24 protein-coding genes and 1 pseudogene are annotated in these 23940 nt (G+C 71.9%); 15 read left to right on the forward strand and 10 right to left on the reverse strand.

What is annotated here, in order from left to right:
• Positions 1-111: 111 nt before the first annotated feature.
• On the forward strand, positions 112-342 hold the full coding sequence (locus tag CG719_RS30115; protein ID WP_100571868.1) for a DUF397 domain-containing protein: 231 nt from the start codon (positions 112-114) through the stop codon (positions 340-342).
• 117 nt (positions 343-459) lie between these two features.
• Positions 460-1383, forward strand: a complete 924-nt coding sequence (locus tag CG719_RS30120; RefSeq protein WP_100571869.1) for a helix-turn-helix domain-containing protein — start codon at positions 460-462, stop codon at positions 1381-1383.
• A 117-nt stretch (positions 1384-1500) separates the two neighbouring features.
• On the opposite strand, the gene CG719_RS30125 is transcribed toward CG719_RS30120, so the two are convergent.
• Complete coding sequence (locus CG719_RS30125) at positions 1501-2319, reverse strand: SAM-dependent methyltransferase (RefSeq protein ID WP_100571870.1); 819 nt, start codon at positions 2317-2319, stop codon at positions 1501-1503.
• 217 nt (positions 2320-2536) lie between these two features.
• Between CG719_RS30125 and CG719_RS30130 the strand changes: the two genes are divergently transcribed.
• Both CG719_RS30130 and CG719_RS30135 read left to right on the forward strand, forming a co-directional pair.
• Positions 2537-2767 carry a hypothetical protein gene (locus CG719_RS30130; protein WP_100571871.1) on the forward strand — a complete coding sequence of 77 codons (231 nt, stop codon included), beginning with the start codon at positions 2537-2539 and terminating at the stop codon, positions 2765-2767.
• A 184-nt stretch (positions 2768-2951) separates the two neighbouring features.
• The gene (locus CG719_RS30135; RefSeq protein WP_100571872.1) at positions 2952-3836 is read left to right on the forward strand and encodes a Gfo/Idh/MocA family protein; all 885 of its coding nucleotides are present in this window, start codon (positions 2952-2954) and stop codon (positions 3834-3836) included.
• Between the two features lie 71 nt (positions 3837-3907).
• On the opposite strand, the gene CG719_RS30140 is transcribed toward CG719_RS30135, so the two are convergent.
• Entirely contained in the window at positions 3908-4348 is a 441-nt protein-coding gene (locus tag CG719_RS30140) for an Lrp/AsnC family transcriptional regulator (RefSeq protein WP_100571873.1), read from the reverse strand.
• Between the two features lie 448 nt (positions 4349-4796).
• On the opposite strand from CG719_RS30140, the gene CG719_RS30145 reads away from it, so the two are divergent.
• Together CG719_RS30145 and CG719_RS30150 are read left to right on the forward strand one after the other, a co-directional pair.
• The gene (locus tag CG719_RS30145; RefSeq protein WP_100571905.1) at positions 4797-5201 is read left to right on the forward strand and encodes a nuclear transport factor 2 family protein; all 405 of its coding nucleotides are present in this window, start codon (positions 4797-4799) and stop codon (positions 5199-5201) included.
• 82 nt (positions 5202-5283) lie between these two features.
• Positions 5284-5886, forward strand: a pseudogene (locus CG719_RS30150) (DUF4037 domain-containing protein); the annotation flags it as partial.
• Between the two features lie 216 nt (positions 5887-6102).
• Here the strand turns inward: CG719_RS30150 and CG719_RS30155 are convergent.
• Positions 6103-7614 (reverse strand): helix-turn-helix domain-containing protein, encoded by a 1512-nt coding sequence (locus CG719_RS30155; RefSeq protein WP_100571875.1) that lies wholly within the window; start codon positions 7612-7614, stop codon positions 6103-6105.
• 386 nt (positions 7615-8000) lie between these two features.
• Between CG719_RS30155 and CG719_RS30160 the strand changes: the two genes are divergently transcribed.
• The 3 genes from CG719_RS30160 (at position 8001) to CG719_RS30170 (ending at position 11592) form a co-directional block, all read left to right on the forward strand.
• Positions 8001-8621: an L-threonylcarbamoyladenylate synthase gene (locus CG719_RS30160; protein WP_199836839.1), complete on the forward strand. Its 621-nt coding sequence runs from the start codon at positions 8001-8003 to the stop codon at positions 8619-8621.
• Between the two features lie 189 nt (positions 8622-8810).
• Positions 8811-10004 (forward strand): glycoside hydrolase family 64 protein, encoded by a 1194-nt coding sequence (locus tag CG719_RS30165; protein WP_100571876.1) that lies wholly within the window; start codon positions 8811-8813, stop codon positions 10002-10004.
• 85 nt (positions 10005-10089) lie between these two features.
• On the forward strand, positions 10090-11592 hold the full coding sequence (locus tag CG719_RS30170) for a metallophosphoesterase family protein (RefSeq protein WP_100571877.1): 1503 nt from the start codon (positions 10090-10092) through the stop codon (positions 11590-11592).
• Positions 11593-11638: 46 nt separating this feature from the next.
• On the opposite strand, the gene CG719_RS30175 is transcribed toward CG719_RS30170, so the two are convergent.
• Positions 11639-12610 (reverse strand): TauD/TfdA dioxygenase family protein, encoded by a 972-nt coding sequence (locus CG719_RS30175; RefSeq protein ID WP_100571878.1) that lies wholly within the window; start codon positions 12608-12610, stop codon positions 11639-11641.
• Between the two features lie 187 nt (positions 12611-12797).
• Between CG719_RS30175 and CG719_RS30180 the strand changes: the two genes are divergently transcribed.
• Both CG719_RS30180 and hemC read left to right on the forward strand, forming a co-directional pair.
• On the forward strand, positions 12798-13784 hold the full coding sequence (locus CG719_RS30180; RefSeq protein WP_234375825.1) for an ATP-dependent DNA ligase: 987 nt from the start codon (positions 12798-12800) through the stop codon (positions 13782-13784).
• Between the two features lie 76 nt (positions 13785-13860).
• Entirely contained in the window at positions 13861-14796 is a 936-nt protein-coding gene (hemC, locus tag CG719_RS30185) for a hydroxymethylbilane synthase (RefSeq protein WP_100571879.1), read from the forward strand.
• 124 nt (positions 14797-14920) lie between these two features.
• Here the strand turns inward: hemC and CG719_RS30190 are convergent, their stop codons facing one another.
• The 4 genes from CG719_RS30190 to CG719_RS30205 form a co-directional block, all read right to left on the reverse strand.
• Positions 14921-15451: a hypothetical protein gene (locus CG719_RS30190; RefSeq protein WP_100571880.1), complete on the reverse strand. Its 531-nt coding sequence runs from the start codon at positions 15449-15451 to the stop codon at positions 14921-14923.
• A 214-nt stretch (positions 15452-15665) separates the two neighbouring features.
• The gene (locus CG719_RS30195) at positions 15666-16526 is read right to left on the reverse strand and encodes an ABC transporter permease (protein WP_100571881.1); all 861 of its coding nucleotides are present in this window, start codon (positions 16524-16526) and stop codon (positions 15666-15668) included.
• A complete protein-coding gene (locus CG719_RS30200) occupies positions 16486-17355 on the reverse strand; it encodes an ATP-binding cassette domain-containing protein (RefSeq protein WP_100571882.1) in 870 nt (289 codons plus the stop codon). The genes CG719_RS30195 and CG719_RS30200 overlap by 41 nt, the downstream gene beginning before the upstream one ends.
• The gene (locus tag CG719_RS30205; RefSeq protein WP_100571883.1) at positions 17352-17807 is read right to left on the reverse strand and encodes a MarR family winged helix-turn-helix transcriptional regulator; all 456 of its coding nucleotides are present in this window, start codon (positions 17805-17807) and stop codon (positions 17352-17354) included. Before CG719_RS30205 ends, CG719_RS30200 begins: the two co-directional genes overlap by 4 nt.
• Positions 17808-18206: 399 nt before the next feature.
• Between CG719_RS30205 and CG719_RS30210 the strand changes: the two genes are divergently transcribed.
• Both CG719_RS30210 and CG719_RS30215 read left to right on the forward strand, forming a co-directional pair.
• The gene (locus tag CG719_RS30210) at positions 18207-18998 is read left to right on the forward strand and encodes a SigB/SigF/SigG family RNA polymerase sigma factor (RefSeq protein ID WP_100571884.1); all 792 of its coding nucleotides are present in this window, start codon (positions 18207-18209) and stop codon (positions 18996-18998) included.
• A 151-nt stretch (positions 18999-19149) separates the two neighbouring features.
• Positions 19150-19953, forward strand: coding sequence for a VOC family protein (locus CG719_RS30215; RefSeq protein ID WP_100571885.1), 804 nt, complete (start codon positions 19150-19152; stop codon positions 19951-19953).
• Positions 19954-20005: 52 nt separating this feature from the next.
• On the opposite strand, the gene glgX is transcribed toward CG719_RS30215, so the two are convergent.
• Together glgX and CG719_RS30225 are read right to left on the reverse strand one after the other, a co-directional pair.
• On the reverse strand, positions 20006-22150 hold the full coding sequence (gene glgX, locus CG719_RS30220) for a glycogen debranching protein GlgX (RefSeq protein ID WP_100571886.1): 2145 nt from the start codon (positions 22148-22150) through the stop codon (positions 20006-20008).
• Positions 22147-22659: a pep a2 gene (locus tag CG719_RS30225; RefSeq protein ID WP_100571887.1), complete on the reverse strand. Its 513-nt coding sequence runs from the start codon at positions 22657-22659 to the stop codon at positions 22147-22149. Before CG719_RS30225 ends, glgX begins: the two co-directional genes overlap by 4 nt.
• A 306-nt stretch (positions 22660-22965) precedes the next feature.
• On the opposite strand from CG719_RS30225, the gene CG719_RS30230 reads away from it, so the two are divergent.
• Positions 22966-23268 (forward strand): DUF5133 domain-containing protein, encoded by a 303-nt coding sequence (locus CG719_RS30230; RefSeq protein ID WP_100571888.1) that lies wholly within the window; start codon positions 22966-22968, stop codon positions 23266-23268.
• A gap of 73 nt (positions 23269-23341) precedes the next feature.
• Positions 23342-23940, forward strand: a 599-nt coding sequence (locus CG719_RS30235; RefSeq protein ID WP_159024982.1) for a maltotransferase domain-containing protein, incomplete at its 3' end; no start/stop codon positions are given.

The raw sequence follows: 23940 nt of genomic DNA on the forward strand, positions 1-23940 counted from the left end.
GGTTGACGCCCCAGCTATTATCCACGCTGACAGCGTCCGCATGCAATTGCACGCGAAATTTCTCGTGAAAGTGCGAGCGGGCGTGCGAACGTGAACAGCAAGGAGACCGCGGTGCCACGAGTGCGGAACGGAGTGCGGGCCAGTTCGCTGGACGCCCGCTGGATCAAGAGCCGGCACAGCAACGCCGAAGGCAACTGCGTGGAGGTCGCCACTCTGGTCGGCGGCGACATCGCGCTGCGCAACTCCCGTGACCCCGACGGCCCCGCGCTGGTCTACACCCCCGCCGAGGTGGCCGCGTTCCTGGCCGGCGCCAAGGACGGCGAGTTCGACCATCTGCTGTGAACGCGGCCGTCAGCCAAGAAGCGGAGGGAACGTGCCGACTTCCCCCGGCGGCTGCCCTCCGCAGCCGTACGGTGCGGTACGGTGACTGCTCAGTCTGCCGGTCTACTGGGAGCCAGGATGTCCGCCGAGTCACATCGCATCTCCCGCCTCGAACCCTATCTGGACCGGACCGAGCCTGCCCCGACTCTGCTGAAGATGCTGGTCGGCGTCCAGTTGGCGGGGTTCCGCGAGGACGCCGGGATGTCCCAGGAGCAGTCGGCGCGCGAACTCGGGTTCAGCGCCGCCAAGCTCTCGCGCATCGAGTCGGGCAAGGGACGCCGCCCTCCGGCCGAGGGCGATGTCCGCGCCCTGCTGAAGCTGTACGGCACCAACGAGTACGAGTCCTCGGTCCTGCTCAGGCTGCTGCGTCGGGCGGGCGAGCCCGGCTGGTGGCAGCGCTACGACAAGCGGCTGATGCCCGAGTGGTTCGACCGGCTGGTCGGCCTCCAGGAGGCGGCCGCCGCGATCCGCACCTTCGAGATCCAGTACGTGCCCGGGCTGCTCCAGACCGCGGCGTACACCCGGGCCGTGGTGGAGCGAGGGCTGCCGACCGCCTCGGCGAACGAGGTACAGCGGCGCATCGAACTGCGCACGCGCCGGGCCGAGTTGCTGCTGCGGCAGGACGCGCCTCAGCTGTGGGCGGTCATCGACGAATCGGTCCTGCTGCGCGTTCTGGGCAGCCGCGAGGTCATGCGCGAGCAGCTCGGCCACCTCGTCGCCATGGCGCAACGCCCCAACGTGACCCTGCAGGTCGTCCCGCTGGACGTGACCAACGCGTCCGCGCCCGCCATCCCGATCACGTATCTCCGGTTCGGTGGCCTGGACCTGCCCGACGTCGTCTACCTCGAACACATCAGGAGCGCCAACTTCCTCGAGGACCGCGACGAGACGGAGGAGTACCGGATCGCCCTGGACCGGCTCGCGGACGAGGCGCTCACACCGCAGGAGTCCCTGGCGTTGCTGCGCAAGACGGCCAACGACCGCTACGCGTCCGCGTCCTAGCTTCTTCGCCTCCCCCGGCCCGGAGACGGCAGCCGAGGCTGCACGAAGGCCGGATGAGACGAACGCCCCGACCAACACCCGATGTCCGGGTCCTGGACGGGGCGCTTGTCGTATGCGTCAGCGGATCAGGCCTATGCCGCCGAACTCCACCCACTCATGGGTGAGTTGCCGGGGCGCCACCTCGGTGTCCGGCCGCCAGGTGGAAACCTCGACCAGACCCGGATCGAGCAGCTCCAGGCCCTCGAACCATTCGGCGACGTCCTTCTCCTGGCGCACCCGGCCCCAGTGGCCCTGCGTGGCCTTGTCCATGAAGTCCGTGACGAAGGCCCGCACTTCGGGGTCCTCGCTGACGAGCTGGCACATGAGCATGATGCTGCCGGGCACGAGCCGTTCCCGCACGCGCTCCACCACGGCGAGCGGGCCGTCGGTGTCACTGTCCGGGATGCAGTGGAACACCGAGTTGAACAGCACGGCCACCGGCTGCGAGAAGTCGATCAGGCGCCGGGTCTCGGGGTGCGAGAAGATCTCGTCGGTCTGCCTCATGTCGGCGTGTATGACCGCGGTGCGCTCGTCCTGCTGCAGCAGGGCCCGGCCGTGGACCAGCACCATGGGGTCGTTGTCGACATAGATCACGTGCGACTCGGGGTCGACGCGCTGGGCGACCTGGTGCACGTTGTTCTGGGTGGGCAGACCGGAGCCGTGGTCGAGGAACTGCCGGATCCCGTGTTCCTCGGCGAGGGTGCGGACGGCCCGTTGCAGGAAGCGCCTGTTGTTGAGGGCGAGCCGGCGGGTGCTGGGGACGACCTTGTCGAGTTCCTCGCACGCGGACCGGTCGGCCGCGTAGTTGTCCTTGCCACCCAGGTAGTGGTCGTACATACGCGCAGCCGTCGGAACGTTCTCGTCGATGTTCGTCGACAGCTGGTTCTCCGCAGGCATCAGTCCCCCAGATTCGCCGATTCCACCGCGCCAACTGGGCCGGTTGGACGGAGAGTACATCCTAGGGAACCGGCATCTTCCCAGACCAGTCCACGGTCCGACGACGGCCCGTGACGGCATCACAGTCTGTCCCGATCCTCACGAATTCTTCACCGGACGGCACCCATCAACCGCGCGGTACGGAGCACCCGGATCCTCTGTCGGACAAGGGGGTGTCATGGTCTTCGTCGCCGTACTGCTGCTACCGCTCGTGTCCGTGCTGCTGGTGGTCATGGACCGCGTGGAGCAGCGCATGCTGGATCCGGCTCCGGCGCGGGGCCGTCATGCCGGGCGTCGCGGACATCTGCGGCTGCTCCCGGGTGGCCGCCGCGGCTCCGGGCCCGAGGCCCGCCCGGTCGCGTCCGCGTCGGGCCCGACCGCCTCCGGCGACCGGCGGCGGGCCGCCTGAGCCGGCGCGCCTCCCGGCCCGCGTGCGCACGCGGGTGTGCGCCGGGCGTGCGTCCGCCGGGCCCGTTCCGTGCCCGCTTTCGCCGGTGGGCTTGCTCGGGTACCCGGGTCCTGTGACACGCTCGGTGACGACCGGCCCGTACGGCCGGTCGTCACTCTGTCCGGCACAGTGGAGAGGCACCGGTATGCGCATCGGACTGCTCGGCACCGGCCCCTGGGCACGGATGGTCCACGCCCCCGCCCTGAGCGCGCACGGCGAGCTGGACTTCGCCGGCGTATGGGGGCGCCGTACGGCCGCCGCGAAGGATCTCGCCGAACGACACGGCACCCACGCCTTCGACGATCTCGACGCCCTGCTGGCGGAGGTGGACGCGGTCGCCGTCGCGCTGCCCCCGCACATCCAGGCCGACCTCGCGGTGCGGGCCGCGCGGGCGCACTGCCACCTGCTGCTCGACAAGCCACTCGCCGCGACGGTGGAACAGGGCCGCGCGGTGGTCGAGGCCCTACGGGAGACCGGTGTGGCCTCGGTGGTCTTCTTCACCACCCGCTTCCAGCCCGAACCGGCGGCCTGGATCGCCGAGCAGGCCGCCCGGGACTGGTTCACGGCGCGGGCGCAGTGGCTGGGCGCGGTGTTCACCGGCGACAGCCCGTTCGCCGACTCGCCGTGGCGGCGGGAGAAGGGCGCGCTGTGGGACGTCGGCCCGCACGCGCTGTCGGTGCTGCTGCCGGTCCTCGGCGACGTACGGCGCGTGACGGCCGCCGCGCACGGTCCGGGGGACACGGTGCACGCGGTCCTCGACCACGTCGGCGGCGCGTCCAGCACCCTCACCCTGAGCCTGACCGCTCCCCCGGCGGCGGCGGGGGCGACCGTGGAGCTGCGGGGCGAGGCCGGTGTGACGCTGCTTCCGGAGGCCTCCCAGGACGCCGTCGCCGCCTACACGCGCGCGACGGACGCGCTGCTCACCGCCGCCCGCACCGGCCGCCCTCATCCGTGCGACGCCGCGTTCGGCCTCCGGGTCACCGAGATACTCGCGGCGGCGGAGACGGAGCTGACGCGCGACACGGACTGACCGGCCCGGCAGCCCGGCCGCGCTGCCCCCGCCCGCCGGAGGGTTGCTGACAACGGCCGGAGAGGGGCAGGTCAGCCCACGTCCCACAGGAACCGGTGGGTGTGGATGCCGAAGTACGGGAACGACTGGACCTGCCGTACGCCCTCGATGGGACGGACCACGTCGTTGACGAAGTCCAGCAGGTCCCGCGGGCCGGGCGCGACGACCTCGGCGAACAGGTCGAAGCCGCCGGAGGTCAGCACCGAGTAGACCACCTCGGGGCGGCCGGCCAGTTCGTCGGCGACCGCCCGCGGGTCGCCGTCCACGCCGATGCCCAGGAGGGCCATGGCCTGTCCGCCCATGGCCATCGGATCGGTCACGCCGACCACCTGGACGGCCTTGGAGTCCAGCAGGCGCTGGAGCCGCTGGCGGGCGGCGGACGCGGACAGACCGACCTTGGGGCCGAGGTCCGCGTACGCGATCCGTCCGTCGGTCTGCAACTCGCGCAGGATGGCCCGGTCGATCTCGTCCACGTGTGTCGCTCTCCCTCTCCCGGCCGGCTCGCCCCACATCAGCGCCATGTTGTGGAACGGGGTGAGCAGGATGCCCCGGTTGGCCAGGTAGAGGTGGAGAATACGATCGGATCACTTGCCGCTTCAAGGCTTGGCTTCAGATTCGTGCGCCGCGACAACTGATTCACGCGCCCTCAGGCTACCGACCGCTGGGCTCCCCCGTCGCCGCATGGCCGGCGCCCGTCTTGCCGACGAGGCCGGCGGGCCGTTCCCTGGACGTATGCGTCCGTGTGTGGCCGTCGCCGGGTGCGGTGCCGGGGGGCTGGAACCCGCCCGGCAGGTGAGCCTGCTTCCGGCCAGGCGGGGGGCGGTCGTGGGGTGCGGGGGCCCGGGCGGGGTCGTGGAGGCGTGCACGCGGGGCGTGCGATCGGCGGGCGACCTGCCCGGCCACAGCGGAAGGGACGGTGCGATGGATCCTGACATCCGGACCAGGGCCGCGATCGAGGAACACTGGCGGGCATCGGAACGCGGGGACACCGAGGCCGAGCACGCCATCTACGCCGCGGACGCCGTCCTCGACTATCCCCAGTCGGGTGAACGGTTCCGGGGCCGCGCCACGATCTCGGCGCAACGTGGCGGGCACCCCGCCAGTCGCCACTTCACCGTCCACCGGATCATGGGCGGCGGAAATCTGTGGGTGAGCGAGTGCGTCATCACGTACGACGGGGTGCCCAGCTACTCGGTGAGCATCATGGAATTCGCCGAGGGGCACGTGGTGCACGAGACCCAGTACTTCGCGGACGTCTTCGGCGCCCCGGAATGGCGAACGGCGCTCGCGGAACCGATGCCGGGCAGGAACATAGCCAGGGCCTGACCGCCCGCGCCCCCCAACCCGGCCCGATGGCAGGGCGGATAACCGGTGGCCCCGGGGTGAGCAGGTCCAGCACAGTTGGGCCATGGCGATCTCTGGACCCCGGTTCATACCTGGCCTCGAGTTGTCCGAGGTCTTGTACGAGGAGGCGGTGGAGCCGATCCTCCGGGATGCGTTTCCAGGGCTGCGTTACGCGGCTGCTCGGATCGGCAGCGGCTCCGAGGTGCTCGGTTTCGACACACCGCGGTCGGCAGATCACGAGTGGGGCCCGCGGCTGGAGATCTTCCTGACAGCCGAGGACCGGGCTCAGCACGGTGGTGCGATCTGTCGCGCCCTGGCTGAACGGCTGCCGAAGGACGTTCGGGGCTGGCCCACCCACTTCGAGGAGAGCGACGATCCGCTGGATCCGGTCGGGCGTATGCGGTCGACCGACGGCGCGGTGAACCATCGCGTAGACGTGCACGACGTGGACGGATGGCTGGCCGAGCAACTCGGAGTGCGTCCGGCCGGTGCAGAGCCGACCACTCGTGAATGGCTGGCGATGCCGCAGCAGAGGCTCGCTGAGACCACTGGTGGAGCGGTGTTCCATGACGGGCTCGGTACTCTCACCGACGTCCGGCGGCGGCTGGCGTGGTATCCCGGCCAGGTATGGCGGTATCTGCTGGCTTGCCAGTGGCAGCGCGTCTCACATACTTGGTTGGCACCTTCGGGCGCTCGGCCAGCGGAAGGTACCTGCGGATGCTCCACGTGGGAGGCCGGCGGCACGGGACCGGTCCCCCGTTCCGGTCCCGTGTCCGCGGCTCGTCGAACCTACGTGTAGCGGGCAGCCGTTGGGTATCGCGCCGATGCCCCTTCGGACCGGTGGAGGGCTCACCCGTGCACAAGTGAGTCCCAAATGCCCGCCTTACTCCGCGCCGAGCGCGGGTGGTTCGAGGTCGCCCAGTGCCAGGTGGGCCAGGACGACCTCGTACAGGTCGCCGCCGGCGGCGAGGAGCTGGCGTTCCAGGACGGGCTCCACACCGCGGACGTGCTCGCGGACGGTCTGCGCGTGCACGCCGAGCAGTTGCGCGGCGCGCTCGGCGTTGCCGCCGGCGGTGATCCAGGTGCGCAGGGTGCCGCGCAGGTCCCGCGCGTCCGCCGCCAGCCGGCCGAGGAGTTCGCGTGCCCAGGTACGCAGCGCCGGTCCGGTCAGCAGGTCGCCGAAGCGTACCGGGCCCGTCGGCGGCGCCGGCCCGGCGGCCGGCTGGTGGTCCAGGCCGGCCTGGGTGTTCAGGGCGAGGTGGACGGCGGCCCGGGCGGCCAGGCTGCCGAAGTCCGCGCCGACCAGTCCCTCCACCCGCTCCATACGGGCCCGTACCGTGTTGCGGCTCACCCCGAGGACCTTCGCGGCGCTCACCGCGGTGAACTCCAGGCCCAGCCGGGTGGTGGCGAGCAGTTCGGCGCGTGTGTGGTGCGCCAGCGTGTCCAGCGGCCGCAGCAGCCGGGTGGACCAGGCGCGCAGCGCCTCGGGGTCCATCAGGCGTTCGGGGTGGCTGCGCTCGGCGTACACGGCGGCTCCCTCCGGGCGGAACCGGGCGACCGCGAGGGCGCTCACGGCCTGCCCGTACGCGGTGGCGGTCCGGGCCAGGCTGTGCCGGGTGCTGCCGCCGAGGAACGTGCGCGGCCGCGTGCCGACCAGCGAGCGCAGGTGGCGGCCGTCGGTCTCGACGGGCGCGACCACGATCACGTGCTCGTCCACCGCCGGGCAGAGCACCACCAGCGCCCGCTCCCCGGTGGCGTCCAGGCACTCGGCGGCCAGCCGGTCGCGTTCGGCACGGTGGGCCTCGACGACGTAGACCCGGGCGGCGTCCGTGTCGAGCAGTCCTGGCCACAGGCCCGCGGCCACCCGGCGGGCCGAGACCGTGTCCTCCACCATCAGCAGTTGCAGGATCGCCAGCCGCAGGGCCGCCGTCGCCTTCTCCAGCCGGTGCCCGGCCACGGCCGACTCGTGGGCGCGCAGCAGCAGTTCGAGCACCCCGGCGGTGCGGGTGACCATCTCGGCGGCCTGCCGGTCGTAGGGCTCGGGGCGGGAGACGGCCAGGACCCGGGCCCGGGCCGACTGCGGATGCGGTCCTCCGACCCGCACCAGACGGACATGGTGTCCGCGGTCCTCCAAGGCGGCGGAGGCGAACCGGCCGGAGGCGACGTCCGCGACCACGTTCCCGTCCAGGGGAACCGGTTCCCCTGCCAGCAGGGTGCCGGTGCCGTCCAGCAGGCAGCCGGTTCCCCGCACGGACGCGGCGAGCCAGGCGACGACCTTGCGCACGTCCCGCCCGGTCGGCCGCAGTTGGTCGAGGAGTCCCTCGGCCCAGGACGCCCGGTCGGCCCGTCCGTGCGCTCCGGCGGCCCCGTCGGTCGCGTCCTCTCGCCCGGCCATGTCGGCTCTCTCCTCATCCGTCGCATGTCCGTGGCCTTGACCTCGGTGTTTCCGGTCGGCGACGTTACCAGTGCAGTATCCCTCCGGTCCGGACCAGGACATCGCGCGATCGGGCAAGCACGCGGAAAGGCGGCTCCGCCGGAGGTTCACAGGGGGGATGGTGAACACCGGCGAAGCCGCACGCCCGGGGCCGGGGGGACAGCTCCCGAGCGGTTCCAGAACCCTGCTTCCCCCGGATCCGGGAAGTACGCCTATGAATTCCAGGCGCGAGCGAGTGACATCGCGCGGGCGAGTGCCGCGGTGGCCGCACAGCGGCTCCGCGGCGCGTACCAGCCGTGGGCAGGCCCCTGCGCAGCCGTGCGGGCGGTTCGGCTTAAGCTCGGCGGATGGCGAAGTATTTCGACGTGCACCCCGACAACCCGCAGCCGCGCGCGATCCGTCAGGTCGCGGACAGCGTGCGCGACGGCGCGCTGATCGCGTATCCGACCGACTCGTGCTATGCCCTGGGCTGCCGGCTGGGCAGCCGGGACGGCATCGAGCGGATCCGGACGATCCGGCACCTGGACGACCGGCACCACTTCACCCTGGTGTGCCAGGACTTCGCGCAGCTCGGCCAGTTCGTGCGGATCGACAACGACGTCTTCCGGTCCATCAAGGCGTCCACGCCCGGCAGTTACACCTTCATCCTCCCCGCCACGAGGGAGGTGCCGCGCATGTTGCAGCACCCCAAGAAGAAGACCGTCGGGGTGCGCATCCCCGACCACGTCGTCACCCAGGCCCTGCTCACGGAGCTCGGCGAGCCGCTGCTGTCCAGCACGCTGCTGCTGCCGGACGAGGAGGAGCCGTTGACGCAGGGCTGGGAGATCAAGGACCGGCTCGACCACGTGCTGGACGCGGTGGTCGACTCCGGCGACTGCGGCACCGAACCGACCACGGTCATCGACTTCTCGGGTGGCGAGGCGGAGATCGTACGGCGGGGCGCGGGCGACGTCTCGCGGTTCGAATAGGGAGCGCTGGGCGCGGCGCGGGCGGCCCATGGCTACGGGCGTCCGCCGCCGCGGGGTCCCCGCGGACGCCCGCAGAACAGGCCACTGATTGACATGCACGCACCCTAGACGGAATTCTGAGAGCGCTCTCACTTCAGGTACGGACCAACCAACTCCGTATCCCCCCAACCCCCCCCACGGAGGTGGAGCATGCTCAGCAGACTCAAGGTGCTCGCGTCGGCCGGGGCCGCCACGGCCCTGGTCGGCGCTCTGCTCGGATTCGGTCTCCCCACGACGGCCGATGCGGCGGTGCCCGACACGATCCCGCTGGAGGTGAAAAACGACTCCGGCCGCGGCGAGCAGCTGTACATCTACGACATCGGCACGTCCCTCGCGACCGGTCAGCAGGGCTGGGCCGACGCGGACGGAACCTTCCACCCGTGGCCGGAAGGCGGGAACCCGCCGACACCCGCGCCCGACGCCTCGATCCCCGGTCCTGCCGCCGGACAGTCGGCGACCATCCGGATCCCCAAGTTCTCCGGCAGGATCTACTTCTCCTACGGCCGGAAGCTCGACTTCAGGCTGACCACGGGCGGACTGGTCCAGCCCGCCGTGCAGAACCCGAGCGACCCCAACCACGACATCCTCTTCAACTGGTCCGAGTACACGCTGAACGACGCCGGGCTGTGGCTCAACAGCACCCAGGTGGACATGTTCTCGGCGCCGTACTCGGTGGGTGTCCGGCGCGCCGACGGAGGCACCGTCACCACCGGCCGCCTCAAGCCGGGCGGCTACCACGCCGTGTTCGACGCCCTGCGCGCGCAGTCCGGCTGGGGCGGCCTGATCCAGACCCGGTCCGACGGCACCGTGCTGCGAGCGCTCGCGCCCGGGCACGGCATGGAGAACGGCGACCTGCCGGGCAACGTGATGGACGACTACGTCGACCGGGTGTGGCAGAAGTACTCCGGCACCACGCTCACCGTCACCCCCTTCGGGGACCAGCCCGACATCCGGTACTACGGCCGGACCTCGGGGGACGTCATGAACTTCACCGACGCCTCGGGTGCCGTCGTCACCAGCTTCCAGAAGCCGGACGCCGACAGCGTCTTCGGCTGCCACAAGCTGCTGGACGCGCCGAACGACACTGTGCGCGGCCCCATCTCCCGCACCCTGTGCGCGGCGTTCAACCGCTCCACGCTCCTGGTGAACTCCGAGCAGCCGGACGCCTCGGCGGCGAACTTCTACCAGGACGCGGTGACCAACCACTACGCGCGGGTCATCCATGACCGGATGGCCGACTCCAAGGCCTACGCGTTCGCCTTCGACGACGTCGGCAACCAGGAGTCCCTGGTCCACGACGGCGATCCGCAGCAGGCCTACCTGACCCTCGATCCCCTGGACTAGCCCGAGTTGACCACGGAGGGGCCCGGAAAGCAGTTGGCCGGGCCCCTCTCGTACGCCGGGCGTGATCGTTGTTACGGTGCACCGCGTGTCTGACTCCTCACGCGATACCGTCGAAGGCGCCGGCTGGACGGGCGCCGAACCCGGCTCCTACCGGCAGTTACTGCCCGCCAGGGTGCGGAAGTTGTCCTGGCTCGACCCACGTGTCCTGTGGGCCGCCCGCAACGGGGTGGTCGCCTCCTGGTTCGGGGACCCCACCGGCCGTACCCGGTCCCGGTGGGTGGCGCAGCGTGCGGCGGCCGGCGCCCCGGCGGACAAGGTGATACGACGGCCGGAGGGCGACGACTTCTCCTTCCTGGTCATCGGGGACACCGGCGCGGGCGACGACTCTCAGTACGCCGTCGTACCCGGCCTGCTGAAGGCCGGTCAGGGCACGGCGTTCGCCGTGATCGCCAGTGACGTGATCTACCCGGTCGGGAGCACCGACGACTACGGCACCAAGTTCTTCCGCCCGTACCAGGACTATCCGGCCCCGATCTACGCGATACCGGGGAACCACGACTGGTACGAGGACCTCGGCGGATTCATGCGCGTCTTCTGCGACGACGCACCGCCGCTGCCGCCCGAGCCGGAACCCCGGCCGCCGGGCCGCGCCTGGTGGCGTGCGCTGCTGTGGCACCGGCCGCGCCCGGTGGACGAGCAAAGCCTCACCGAGGCAAGGAAGTTGCGGTCGCACCCGGGTCAACAGGCCGACCAGCCGGGCCCGTACTGGGCGATCGACGCGGGTCCGCTACGGATCGTCGGCATCGACACCGGTCTGCTCGGCACGATCGACGCCGAACAGGGCGCCTGGCTGCGGGAGGTGTCGCGGGGGCCCCGCCCGAAGATCCTCCTCACCGGATCACCGCTGTACGTGGACGGCGAGCACCATCCCTGCCCCATCGACGGCGGCGGCACCGTCGACGACATCGTGCGCGACCCGGCCCACCGCTATGTGGCCGCGATCGGCGGCGACATCCACAACTACCAGCGCTACCCGGTCGACGTGGACGGCCGCACCCTGCAGTACGTCGTCTCCGGCGGCGGGGGCGCGTTCATGCACGCCACCCACACCATCCCGCGCGTCTCGGTGGCGAACGTCACCGAGTCCGGCTTCCGCTGCTATCCGCTGCGCGGCGACTCCCTGGCCTTCTACAGCAAGGTGTACGCCCGCCGGCTGCGGCTGCGCCGCCTCCTCACGCTCAGCGAGGCCGAGGCGATGGCCGTCGTCGCCGAACGGCTCGGCGTCCCGTCCGTCCGCGCCGGGGGCGAGCCCGTACGGGTCACCCGGCGCGTCCGCCTGGTGGCGAGCCTGCTCGGTGCCGGGCGCCGCCCGGAGCGCCGGGCCCGCTTCCGCCTTCCGGTGCGCAAGCTCTACGCCCAGCTGTTCTCGCCGGGTTCGGCCACGTTCAGCCCGCCGTTCTTCAAGTCGTTCCTGCGGCTCGACGTCACCGGGGAGGCGGTCCGGCTGCGCTGCTTCGCGGCGACCGGCGGACGGGCCCAGGAGATCGACCCGCCCGTCGAGGACGAGGTCGTCATCCCCCTGAACTGACCGGAGCCGCGCCGGCCGCGCGCGGGCCGGTCACCGGCGGGCCGCGTCACCAGCGGCCCGGCTCGCTGCCGGTGACCGGCTCGGACGGTATGCCGTCCACTCCGACCGGTACGTCACCGGCGAGCATCACCCGGTGCATGATCCGTGGGTGGCCGAGGTGGGCGCTGTCGCCTGGCGCAAGATGGATGGTGGCCCGGTTGTCCCAGAAGGCCACGCTGCCCGGCTCCCAGCGGAACCGGACCGTGTACTCGGGCCGGACCGCCTGCTCGAGCAGCATCTCCAGGATCGCCGCGCTCTCCGCCCGGGAGAGTCCCTCGATCTGCTCGACGTAGTAGCCGTTGACGAACAGCACCCGCTCACCGGTCTCGGGGTGGACGCGTACCAGCGGGTGCACGGTGGCGATCTGATGGCCCATCAAATGCCGGACGTACGCGTCGTCCCCGGGCCGCGGCTGGTAGCCGACCCCGAGCCGGTGCTCGGCACGCAGCCCGTCGACGAAGGCGCGCACCGGCGCCGACAGCCCGGCGTACGCGGCGGCCAGGTTGGCCCAGGTGGTGTCGCCGCCGTACGGCGGTACGGTCTCGGCGCGCAGGATCGTCGCGGCCGGCGGGTCGACGCGGGCGCCGTGGTCGCAGTGCCAGCCGCGCAGCAGCGTGTGCCGGCGCCGCCGAAGCCACTCGTCGTGGTCCATGCCGAACCGCCCGCCCAGCTCCAGCCGGTCCGCGGTGGTCTCCACCTCGGACACGTCGGACGGTGAGGCGCCGCCGCGCCGCCGCAGGACCACCGGCTCACCGAAGCGGCGGGCGAGGGCCACGTGGGAGGCGTGGTCCAGCCGCTGCCCGCGGAAGAACACCACCTTCCAGCGGAGGACCGCCTCGCGGATCTCCGCGGCCACGGTGTCGTCGAACTCCCCGGCCAGATCCACTCCGATGATCTCGGCCCCGATGTACCCGGCGACGGGCCTGACCTCGATCCCGCCGGTCCGCCGCCCGCCCGCTGTGCCCGTGTCCGTCGTCATCCCCGCGCTCCGAAATGGTCGTCGTAACGGTCTGCGCCGATCGTGTCAGCGTTTCTGGTCCCCGGCGACAGGGCCTCCCCTCCCCCGTCTGCGGCGGGCCCGCCCACAGGCTGCCGCCGGGGACCCTTTCAGGGGAAAGTGCCGGGCGGCGCGCGTGGCGGCGGGCCGGTTCGTCGACATCTCTGCCGTGACCCTGCCGCTGATCCCGCCCATGCTCGCCACGCCCGGTTCGCTCCCGCCGGCCGCCCAGGACGCGCGGTGGGCGTACGAGACGAAGCAGGACGGCCAGCGCGTGGTGGCCTATCTGCCCGGTGACGGCGGGCTTCTGCTGCGGGCGCGTTCCGGCGAGGACATCACCGCCGCCTACCCCGAACTGCGGCCCCTCGGCCGGGTGCTCGGCGCCACACCGGCGATCCTGGACGGAGAGGTGCTGGCGCTGGACGAGCAGGGCCGGGCGAGCTTCCAGCTGCTCCAGGGGCGCATGGGGCTGGCGCACGCCCCCGGCCGGGCCGCGCGCCGGGCCGCACGGATCCCGGTCCACCTCGTCCTGTTCGACGTGATGAACCTGGGCGCGCACCCGCTGCTCGCCCTCCCCTACCTACGGCGCCGTGAGCGGTTGGAAGGCCTCGGCCTGACGGGTCCCTACTGGTCGACGCCCTCGGCGGTCGTCGGCCACGGCGCCGAGGCCCTGGCCGCCACCCGCGAGCACGGCCTTGAGGGCCTGGTCTGCAAGCGGCTGGACTCGGTGTACGAGCCGGGGGTGCGCTCCCGGGCCTGGATCAAGATCCGCAACATGCGCAGTGAGGACGTCCTGGTGGGCGGCTGGCTGCCCGGCAAGGGGCGGCTGACGGGTCTGCCGGGCGCCGTTCTGATGGGCCGGTTCGCGGGCGGGCGGCTGCGCTACGTCGGCAGTGTGGGCACCGGCTGGAGCGAGGCGGAGCGGTCCGAGCTCGCCGCGCTGCTGGCGGCCCTGGCGACCGATGTGTGCCCCTTCGACCCCGTACCGGCGGCACGCGGGGCGCACTGGGTGCTGCCGCGCCTGGTCGGCGAGGTCCGCTACAGCGTGCGCACCCGGGCGGGGATGCTGCGCCAGCCCTCCTGGCTGCGGCTGCGCACCGACCTCACACCGGAGGAGGCCGCGGTGGTGGACCCGCCCGAAGATCGGGACATGTGACGGCACGTCAACTTCCGTACTCCGGAATGTCCTGAACCGCACGGAGCCGCCCGCACCGAGGTCTAGGGTGTCCCGCATGTCCGTCCCCGAGCTGATCCGTATCGTCTCCCGTGACTCCCCCATGGCGCTCGCGCAGGTGGACCGCGTCCGCGCCGAACTGGCCGCCGCGCACCCCGGTGTGCGCACCGAGGTGGTCCCGGTGCGCACCACCGGCGACAAGTGGCTGGGCGATCTGTCCGCGGTCGAGGGCAAGGGCGCCTTCACCAAGGAGGTCGACGCCGCGCTGCTGGCCGGCGAGGCGGACCTCGCGGTGCACTGCCTGAAGGACGTGCCTGCCGACCGGCCCCTGCCGGCCGGCACGACGTTCGCCGCGTTCCTGAAGCGGGACGACGTCCGCGACGCCCTCGTCCACCCGGGCGGGCTCACCCTGGACCGGCTTCCGGCCGGCACCCGCGTGGGCACGTCCGCGGTGCGCCGTGTCGCCCAGCTCGCGGCGACCCACCCGCACCTCCGGTGCGTGCCTTTCCGCGGCAACGCCAACCGGCGGCTGCAGAAGCTGGCCGCGGGCGAGGCGGACGCGCTCCTGCTCGCCGCGTCCGGCCTGGAGCGCATCGGGCGCGCGGACGTCATCAGCGAGGTGCTGTCCCCGGAAGCGATGATGCCGCCGATCGGCGCGGGCATCCTCGCCCTGCAGTGCCGGGAGGGCGACGGCGAACTCATCGAGGCGGTCGGGCCGCTCGGCGACCCCGGCACCCATCGCGCGGCCACCGCGGAACGCATGTTCCTGCATGTTCTCCAGGGGCACTGCAACAGCCCGATCGCCGGGTACGCGCACGTCGACCGGGGTGGGGAACTCTCGCTGCGGGCCTGTGTGTTCACTCCCGACGGCAAGATCCGGCTGAACGCCCACGAGTGGGCGGGCCGGCTGGACGCGGCCACCCTCGGCACGTCGGTCGCCGTCGCCCTGCTCCGCCAGGGCGCCCGGGAGATCATCGACGGGATCCCGCACTGAGGACGCGGGGCCGGCGCGGTACGGCGCGGACCCGGCGGGGCACGACGAAGGGGCTCCGGGGATACGGCGGGGCAGCGGAGTGCGGCCCGGCGGAGATCTCCGAGGGTACGGCGAGGGCGGCGGGTCAGCCCGCGGTGCCCGGTCCTGCCTGGTCGCGCAGGAAGCTGCTGATCTGGTGGGCCAGCCCGCCCTGCCCGGCGGCCGCGTGCGTGCCGGTTCCGGCATACTCCTCGTGCCCGTCCACGCAGCCGGTCCACAGCGCGCGGGAGGTCCACTCCTCGTCGACTCGCAGCTGGATCTGCGCGTCGATCTGGGACAGGGCCGCCTCCGGCCCCGCCGCGTACAGCACCGCGGTGACCCGGCGCAGCGGATAGACGTCGTAGCCCTCGATGAACTGCGAGTTGCGCCAGTCGACGAACGCGCCCTCGCCGTCGGGGCCGAGCCGCACGTCGATCTGCCCGTCCTCCAGGTGGACGCCGAAACGCCGCGTGCCGCGGTTCTCCACGGTGACGCGGAGGCGGAAGTACGTCAGCCCCTCGGCGGCGTCGTCGCGCCCGCGCGGCGGCTCGGACCGCTCCAGTCGGTGGACGCGGACTCGCAGACCGGCATGCTCCTCGTACTCCTGCCAGTCACCGACCACGTTCGGCTCGTACACATTGCACCTCTCGACTTCCAAGAGCTGCTTCCTATCCGCGCGCTCAGCGCACTGTCAAATGTGCGGAATGCGCCGTGGCCGGGGAATTCACCGTCTTTGATCGCTGATCAAGCCGTGGGCAGCGGGAATTCGCCGACGGGCCGCCGGGGTGGTCCGCCGGGCGTGCCGCACATCACTTCGACGGGCGGCACCGTGGGCGGTCCGCCGGGCGCCGTCAGCGGGCCAGCCGGCCGAGCAGGGCGGAGGCCGCGGCGATGCCGAGCGCGGCGGCCACCACGAGGACGGCGAAGTCGGCGGCCAGGTGCGCAGGAGTGCCGAGCAGCAGCCCGCGCAGGGCGTCGACCTGGTAGCTCAGCGGGTTGACCTTGCTGACGGCCTGGAGCCAGCCGGGCATGACGGCGACCGGGTACAGGGCGTTGGAGCCGAAGAACAGCGGCATCGTGATCGCCTGCCCGATGCCCATCAGCCGGTCGCGGCTGAGCACGATGCCGGCGATGGTCATCGACAGGCAGGCGAAGAACGCCGAGCCGAGGACGACGGCCGCGGCGACACCGAGCAGCCGCAGCGGGTTCCAGGTCAGCCCCACGCCGAGCAGGGCGGCGATGACGATCACGACGATCGCCTGGATCAGCGCCTTCACCCCGGCGGCGAACGCCTTGCCGGTGACCAGGGCGGAGCGCGGGGTCGGAGTGACCAGGAGCTTGTTGAGGACTCCCGCGTCGCGCTCCCAGATGATCTGGATGCCGTAGAAGATCGCGATGAACATGGCGGACTGGGCGATGATGCCAGGGGCCATGAAGTCGATGTACGGGATGCCGCCCGTGGGGATCGCCCGGATGCGGGTGAAGGTCTGACCGAAGATCAGCAGCCACAGGGCGGGCTGCACCGCGCGCGTGTAGAGCTCGGTGCGGTCGTGGCGGAGCTTCTGGAGTTCCACCGCGCACATGGCGACGACCCGGGCGGGCAGCAGCCGCCAGCCGGCGCGGGGTTGCGGCGGCCGCAGCAACAGGCCGATGTCGTCGGCGCGGACGGCGTCAGCCGACGCGGTGCGCGGTGCGGCGGGTGCTTCGGACATCGCGGAAGTCTCCTGAGGTGTCGTCGAGGCCGCTGCCGGCCACGTCGCGGAAGACGTCCTCCAGCGTGGGCAGCGGATCCGTGGCCGGGGCGCCCTGGGCACGGCGGCGCTCACCGAGCCCTTCGCGCAGCTCGGCCGGGGTGCCGAGGGCCCGGATGCGGCCGCGGTGCATCAGGGCGACCCGGTCGCAGTACATGTCGGCCTCGTCCATGTAGTGGGTGGTCACCAGGACCGTCATGCCGGTGGCGGCGCGGACGGCGCCGATGTGCTCCCACACCCCGGTGCGGGCGATCGGGTCGAGCCCGATCGTCGGCTCGTCGAGGATCAGCAGGCGGGGTGAGCTGACCAGGGCCTGGGCGAGTTCGAGGCGGCGGACCATGCCGCCGGAGTAGGTGTTCGCCAGGCGGTCGGCGGCGTCGGCCAGACCGACCGCGCCCAGCGCCTGGGCGACCCGGTCGGCGCGTTCGCGGCGCGGGACGTCGAAGACGCGGGCGAACAGGGTCACGTTCTCCCGGCCGGTGAGGGCGGCGTCGGCGGACAGCTGCTGCGGGACGTAGCCCAGCATGCGGCGCACCGGCATGCGCTCGGCGGCGGCGTCGTGGCCGAAGACGCGGACCATGCCGGAGGGGACCGGCAGGAGGGTGGTGATGCAGCGGATCGCCGTGGTCTTCCCGGCGCCGTTGGGGCCGAGCAGCCCGAACACCTCGCCGGGACGCACGGACAGGTCCACGCCGTCGACGGCGTTGGTGTCGCCGAAGGCGTAGGCGAGCCGGGTGCAGGCGACCGCGTCCGCGTCCGCGACGGGCTCGGCGGCAGCGTTCCGGTTCATGGGCGGTCGGCCTCCTCGCGCAGGTTCTCGGTCAGTCTGCGCAGGGCGGGGATCGCCTCGCGCAGCGCGTCGCGGTCCTTCTCGTCGAGCCGGTCCACCAGATGGCGTACGAGGGCGGCGCGGCGTTCCCGCCAGTCGCGCAGGCGGGCTCCGGCGGCCTCCGTCAGCAGCAGGCGCGCGGCGCGCCGGTCGGCGGGGTCCGTCTCACGGATCAACTGACCGTCGCGGACGAGCTGGTTGACCAGTGTCGAGACGGAGTTGCCCGCCAGGTGCAACTCCTTGGCGGCCTCGGAGACGCCTATGCCGGGGCGGCTCTCGACCAGACGCAGCAGTTCGATCTCGGCGCCGCGCGGACGGGGCACGGTCATCCCGTCGCGCAGCCGGCGGCGGATCAGCCGCTGGACGCCGACGAGGGCGTCGGCCAGCTCTTCGGGGAAGGTCTCCGGTGTCACGTCTGCGAGATTACCTCTGTGGCAGAGGTAAAACCCCAAGGGCCGGTCAAGGATGCCGCTGGACACGGCGGCGGTTGAGCGCGGAGGCGGGACCGGCACGGCGCGGGACCGCTGGCCGGACCCGCATTCACGCCGCCATGGAAATGCGCGCATTTCCTCCGGTGGCGATTCCCCGGACTCTGGACAACAATTGAGATTCGTGCGGTTGCATAATGTCACCGCATTCCCGGAACAGATACGAAATCGCCGACTTCGGGAATCCCGAGTCCAGTGCTTCGGACAGGAGGCACGTCCGTGGGAGCCGGCGCGCCGGGCCCCGATGTTCAACTACCGTAGGTCCGAGCCCCGCCCCTCCCAAGGTGTCCGTCCATCCAGCACCTGCTGAGGGAGGCGCAGCGCATGCGTACCACCGGCAGAACGAATACCCATCCGCATGACGACGCCCCCGACACGGCCGAGGCGTTCGAGCGGCTCTCCCGTATGCCCGAGGGCGCCGAGCGCAAGGCGCTGAGGGACGAGCTGGTCCAGGTGTGGCTGCCCATGGCCGAGCGGATCGCCGTGCGGTTCCGCGGGCGCGGCGAGGCCCTGGAGGATCTGTACCAGGTCGCCGCGCTGGGTCTGGTCAAGGCCGTCGACCACTACGACCCGGCACGCGGCTACGCGTTCGAGGCGTACGCCGTGCCGACGGTCACCGGGGAGATCAAGCGGCACTTCCGCGACCACATGTGGACGCTGCACGTGCCGCGCCGGGTCCAGGATCTGCGCAACCGGGTACGGCGGGCCACGAAGGAGCTGGCGCAGACCACGCCCGGCCGGACGCCGACCGTGGCCGAGATCGCCGAGTACGCGCAGCTGAGCGTGAGCGACGTGCACACCGGGATGGAGGCCCTGGACTGCTTCGCCGCGCTGTCCCTGGAGGCGGAGGTCCCCGGTACGGACGGCTACGCGCTCGGCGACGGGCTGGGTGAGGCCGACGCGCGGTTCGACCTGGTCGTGGACCGGGTGGCGGTCAGGCCCTGCCTGGAGGCGCTGCCCGAACGCGAGCGGACCATCCTGTACCTCAGGTTCTTCCGGGGCATGACGCAGAGCCGGATCGCGCAGCAGCTGGGCATCTCGCAGATGCATGTCTCGCGCCTGCTCAGCGGGTGTTTCGCCCAGCTGCGTGAGGAACTGCTCACCGAAGCCGGGTGAACGGCGCGGCGCCGCGGCGCCCGTGGGGTGGCCGTCACGTGCCGCGCCGTTTCGGCGGCGCGCCGCGGGTACTCGGCAGGCGTCTTCCGCGCGCCGGTCGGACACTGGTGTCAGGCTGGTGGAAACCGGTCTGACTCGACCAGGACGGGCCATGAACCACGACAGGACACCTTGCGGCAGTTCCCCCGACGTCGTTTCCACGCACTCGGTGTGCGGCGCTCCCTGCTGGGTGAGCCTGACCAGCCGCGATCTCCAGGCAACGGAGGAGTTCTACCGGGCGGTGCTGGGCTGGGAGTGGCGGCCGGCAAGACTCGGCGACCACTTCCGCATCGCTCTCGCGGACGGCGCCCCGGTCGCGGGGATCGGCGCGGTGGCGGCCATGTGGCAGATGGCGGTCGCCTGGACGCCGTATTTCGCGGTGCCCAGCGCGGACCAGGCCGTCGCACGGGTGCAGGAGCGCGGCGGTACGGCCGCGGTCGGGCCGATCTCCTTCCCGCCGGGGCGGGCGGCGCTGCTGGCGGACCGGGACGGGGCGACCTTCGGGATCTGGGAGGGTGACCTCTTCTCGGACTGGGAGACCTGGCGCAAGGCCGCGCCGGCCTTCATCCGGCTGCACACGCGCGACGCCTTCGACGCGGCCATCTTCTACGGCGAGGTGCTGGACTGGGCCTCACGGCGGCCCGGCTGCTGCGAGGTCCGCTACGAGCGCGACGAGGTGGTGCTGCGCAGCCACGGCGAGGTCGTGGCGCGCATCGAGTCCGGCGCGCTGGAGGCGGCGCCCGACCCCACGATCCGCCCGCACTGGCAGATCCACTTCCGCGTCGCCGACGTCGCCGCCTGCGCCCGCGCCGCGGAGGCCCACGGCGGCAGCGTCCTGCGTGAGGGCCCCGACGAGGCCGTACTCCGCGACCGGGACGGCGCGCAGTTCACGGTGACGTCCCGCCGCGAGGCCTGAACGCCCGACGTGGCCGACGGCGGCCGGCCGATGATCGCCCAAGGGCCCCTCGTCAGCGAGGCCTCTTCGGGGGCCGGGTCAGGAGGATCAGGCTGCGGGGGTCCGTACGGACGGTCGTGGTGGGTTTGTGTTCGGATTCGTCCGGGGGGTCAGCGGGGTCGGCCGTGTCCAGGAGGGTGGTCCAGCGGTCGCCGTACGCGGGGCCGGGAAGGCGGAAGTCGACCGGTTCCCAGTAGCCGTTGAGCAGCAGCAGGAAGGAGTCGTCCACCACGGGGCGGCCCTGCCGGTCAGGTTCGGCGATGGCGTCGCCGTTGAGGAAGACCGCGACGGAGTGCGCGTCGGAGCGCTGCCAGTCCTCCTCCGCCATCTCGCGGCCGTCCGGCAGCAGCCACACCAGGTCGGGCAGCGGCTGGTCGGACCGGGTCGCCGTCTCCCCCTGGAAGAAGCGGCGCCGGCGCAGCACGGGATGGGCGGCGCGCAGAGCAATCAAGTAGCGCGTGAAGTCTGCGAGTTCGCGCTGCCCGTCGGTCAGCCGCCAGTCGATCCAGGAGACCTCGCTGTCCTGGCAGTAGGCGTTGTTGTTGCCGCCCTGGGTGCGCCCCAGCTCGTCGCCGTGGCACAGCATCGGGATGCCCTGCGAAAGCAGCAGTGTGGCAAGGAAGTTGCGCTGCTGGCGGGCCCGCAGTTCCAGGACGGCCGGGTCGCGGGTCTCCCCCTCGGCCCCGCAGTTCCAGGACCGGTTGGCGCTCTCGCCGTCCCTGTTGCCCTCGCCGTTGGCCTCGTTGTGCTTGTCGTTGTAGGAGACCAGGTCCCGCAGCGTGAACCCGTCGTGCGCGGTCACGAAGTTGACGCTGGCGCGCGGCCTGCGCCGGTTGTGGGCGTACAGGTCGGCGGAGCCGGTCAGCCGGGAGGCGAACTCGCCGAGCGTGTGTTCCTCGCCGCGCCAGAAGTCCCGTACGGCGTCACGGTAGAGGCCGTTCCACTCCGACCACAGCGGCGGGAAGTTGCCCACCTGGTAGCCGCCCTCGCCGACGTCCCACGGCTCCGCGATCAGCTTCACCCGGCTGATCACCGGGTCCTGCTGGATCAGGTCGAAGAACGCCGACAGCCGGTCCACCTCGTGGAACTGCCGGGCCAGCGTGGCCGCGAGGTCGAAACGGAAGCCGTCGACACGCATCTCGGTGACCCAGTACCGCAGCGAGTCCATGATCAGTTGCAGTACGTAGGGGTGGCGCATCAGCAGGCTGTTGCCGGTGCCCGTGGTGTCGTAGTAATGCGCCCAGTCGCCGTCGACCAGGCGGTAGTACGAGGCGTTGTCGATTCCCCGGAAGGACAGTGTCGGGCCCTTCTCGTTGCCCTCGGCGGTGTGGTTGTAGACGACGTCGAGGATCACCTCGAGCCCGGCCGTGTGCAGCGCCTTGACCATCGACCTGAACTCGGCGACCTGCTGTCCGCGTGTGCCGCCGGCGGCATAGCCGTTGTGCGGGGCGAAGAAGCCGATGGTGTTGTAGCCCCAGTAGTTGGAAAGGCCCCGGCCCTGGAGCACGCCGTCGTGCACGAACTGGTGGACCGGCATCAGCTCGACCGCGGTCACGCCCAGCGCGGTCAGGTGCTCGATCACCGCCGGGTGCGCCAACCCCGCGTAGGTGCCGCGCAGTTCGGGCGGCACGGCGGGATGGGTGCGGGTCAGGCCGCGTACGTGGGCCTCGTAGATCACGGTGTCGGAGTACGCCCGCCGCGGCGGACGGTCGTCGCCCCAGTCGAAGTCCGCGTCGGTCACCACGCCCAGCATGGTGTGCCCGGCGCTGTCGGCCGGGTCAGGACCGTGCGCGGCACGCTCGTACAGCGAGGGATGGTTGTCGATCTGCCCGTCCACCGCCCTGGCATAGGGGTCGAGGAGCAGTTTCCTCGGGTTGCAGCGGTGGCCTGCGGACGGGTGCCAGGGCCCGTGCACCCGGTATCCGTAGCGCTGCCCCGGCCCGACGCCGGGCAGATAGCCGTGCCACACGAAGCCGTCGGCCTCGGTCAGGGGCACCCCGCGATGGGTGCCGGCGTCGTCCACCAGGACGAGGTCGACTCGCTCGGCCACCTCGCTGAACAGCGCGAAGTTGGTGCCCTTCCCGTCGTACACCGCCCCCAGCGGATAGGGGTACCCGCTCCACACGGGTACCCCTATCCGGCGCTTTCGGCCCGTCATGGGGCCGCTTCCAGCACGGCCCGCGGCCCGCTGAGCGGAGAGGCCAGGGCCGCGACCGGCAGCTCGCGCGGTGTCCTCAGCCCCTCGCGCAGGGTCGGGGCCGGAGCCGTCGGGACCAGCGGGACACGCACCCCGGCGCGGGCCCGCTGCGAGAACCAGATGACCTTGCTGCCCGTCGCGGCGGCGCAGCAGCCCCAGCCGTCGCTGGTCGCCGCGATTCGGGCCAGGCAGCTTCGCAGGTCCTGGTCGGGGCGCAGATCGTGGTTGTTCTCCGCGACGGCGGTGATCAGGTGCTGGCCGGTCCACCACATCTCGATCGAGGTGTGCTTGTCGGTGGCGTGCTCGTCAATGGCCTTCAGCAGCATCTCGGCGCCCCCGCACACGGGTTCGACGAGGTCCTCCAGGTCCCAGAAACGCAGGTGCGCGGCCAGGATGCGCCTCACCTGCCCGACCCGCTCCGGGCTGACTTCCACGTCGAGGTGGTAGTAACAGGGCACTGCGGTCTTCATCGTCGTTGGCTCCTCACCGGCGAGGCCCGCGCTCCTCTCCCCATGCCGCGAGAGGAGCTCCGAACACGAAGCGTGAGCGAATGTTGCCTCTGAGTAGGATCAACAGTGCGCGCGCTACGCCATCCGTGCAACACGAGCAGGTCAGCGGGCTTGTTGAAGTTCCAACAGGACGCTGTGTCGTTGAACGTGCACCATGAGTGAAGTCTCGAGCGCCGTCAACGGGACCGCTGCCCACGCGTGCGCGGTCGCCGCCCCGGCTGTCGGGGGAACGAGCCCATCGAGCGCATCCGAAAGGTGAATGGCGCCATGCTGCTACCCGCCAAAGCCGAAGTCGCCCGTCACTTGCGCCGCTACCGGGCGTGGGAACGCGCGATGCTCGCGTCACCGGACGACAACCGGGTGCGGTCCACTTTCGAGGATTCCGGTTACACCCTGTGCGTGCTGATGGGGAAGCGCTGCGCCCGGGAGGCCGCGGACGCCGCCGAGCGTTATCTGTGCACCAGCCTCGTCACCTACCTGCGGGAGCAGAGCGGCCGGCCGCACCGGAGCGCCGTCCCCCGCCGGGGCCCGCCGAAGGCGGCCCAGAAGCGTTCCCGCGCCGGGCGGTAGGCCCCCCCGCCCGGCACGATCCGATCCCCGGCCGGGCGCGAGCCCGGCCTCGAGCACGGTGGAGGTGACACCCATGAGTTCGACCCAGAGCCAGGCCTCGAGTCCCGCCTCAAGTACGGCCTTTGGCCCCGCCTTCTGGACGGCCCCGGCGATCGGCCGCATCCCGGTGCGGGACGTCCGTCCGGCCGTCGACGGCGGCAGGCGAGCGGCCAAGGCGGTCGCGGGAGAGACGTTCCCTGTCACCGCCACCGTGTTCCGTGAGGGTCACGACGCGGTGGCAGCGAACGTGGTGCTGACGGATCCGGAGGGCCGGGCCGGCCCGTGGACGCCGATGCGCGAACTGGCCCCCGGCACCGACCGCTGGGGCGCCGAGGTCACTCCGGGTGCGGTCGGCCGCTGGACGTACCACGTGGAGGCCTGGGCGGATCCGGTCACCACCTGGCGCCGCGTCGCGTCCGTCAAGGTCCCGGCCGGCATCGACGCGGGTCTTGTGCTGGAGGAGGGGGCCGCTCTGCACACCCGGGCGGCGGCCAGAGTGCCCGAAGGGCCGGAGCGGGACACCGTGCTGGCCGCGGCGGCGGCGCTCCAGGACGACACGCTGCCGGTGATGACCCGGCTGGCGGCGGCGTTGACGCCGGAGGTGGACGCGGTCCTCGCCCGCCGTCCACTGCG

This window comes from Streptomyces sp. CB01373 (assembly GCF_002803075.1).
Taxonomy (GTDB): domain Bacteria; phylum Actinomycetota; class Actinomycetes; order Streptomycetales; family Streptomycetaceae; genus Streptomyces.

Excerpts from the sequence above, each read along its gene's own strand:
- CG719_RS30120 (WP_100571869.1), top strand. The coding sequence starts at position 460 with ATGTCCGCCGAGTCACATCGCATCTCCCGCCTCGAACCCTATCTGGAC.
- CG719_RS30125 (WP_100571870.1), bottom strand. The coding sequence starts at position 2,319 with ATGCCTGCGGAGAACCAGCTGTCGACGAACATCGACGAGAACGTTCCG.
- CG719_RS30130 (WP_100571871.1), top strand. The coding sequence starts at position 2,537 with ATGGTCTTCGTCGCCGTACTGCTGCTACCGCTCGTGTCCGTGCTGCTG.
- CG719_RS30135 (WP_100571872.1), top strand. The coding sequence starts at position 2,952 with ATGCGCATCGGACTGCTCGGCACCGGCCCCTGGGCACGGATGGTCCAC.
- CG719_RS30145 (WP_100571905.1), top strand. The coding sequence starts at position 4,797 with ATGGATCCTGACATCCGGACCAGGGCCGCGATCGAGGAACACTGGCGG.
- CG719_RS30155 (WP_100571875.1), bottom strand. The coding sequence starts at position 7,614 with ATGGCCGGGCGAGAGGACGCGACCGACGGGGCCGCCGGAGCGCACGGA.
- CG719_RS30160 (WP_199836839.1), top strand. The coding sequence starts at position 8,001 with ATGGCGAAGTATTTCGACGTGCACCCCGACAACCCGCAGCCGCGCGCG.
- CG719_RS30165 (WP_100571876.1), top strand. The coding sequence starts at position 8,811 with ATGCTCAGCAGACTCAAGGTGCTCGCGTCGGCCGGGGCCGCCACGGCC.
- CG719_RS30175 (WP_100571878.1), bottom strand. The coding sequence starts at position 12,610 with ATGACGACGGACACGGGCACAGCGGGCGGGCGGCGGACCGGCGGGATC.
- hemC (WP_100571879.1), top strand. The coding sequence starts at position 13,861 with ATGTCCGTCCCCGAGCTGATCCGTATCGTCTCCCGTGACTCCCCCATG.
- CG719_RS30195 (WP_100571881.1), bottom strand. The coding sequence starts at position 16,526 with ATGTCCGAAGCACCCGCCGCACCGCGCACCGCGTCGGCTGACGCCGTC.
- CG719_RS30200 (WP_100571882.1), bottom strand. The coding sequence starts at position 17,355 with ATGAACCGGAACGCTGCCGCCGAGCCCGTCGCGGACGCGGACGCGGTC.
- CG719_RS30210 (WP_100571884.1), top strand. The coding sequence starts at position 18,207 with ATGCGTACCACCGGCAGAACGAATACCCATCCGCATGACGACGCCCCC.
- CG719_RS30215 (WP_100571885.1), top strand. The coding sequence starts at position 19,150 with ATGAACCACGACAGGACACCTTGCGGCAGTTCCCCCGACGTCGTTTCC.
- glgX (WP_100571886.1), bottom strand. The coding sequence starts at position 22,150 with ATGACGGGCCGAAAGCGCCGGATAGGGGTACCCGTGTGGAGCGGGTAC.
- CG719_RS30225 (WP_100571887.1), bottom strand. The coding sequence starts at position 22,659 with ATGAAGACCGCAGTGCCCTGTTACTACCACCTCGACGTGGAAGTCAGC.
- CG719_RS30230 (WP_100571888.1), top strand. The coding sequence starts at position 22,966 with ATGCTGCTACCCGCCAAAGCCGAAGTCGCCCGTCACTTGCGCCGCTAC.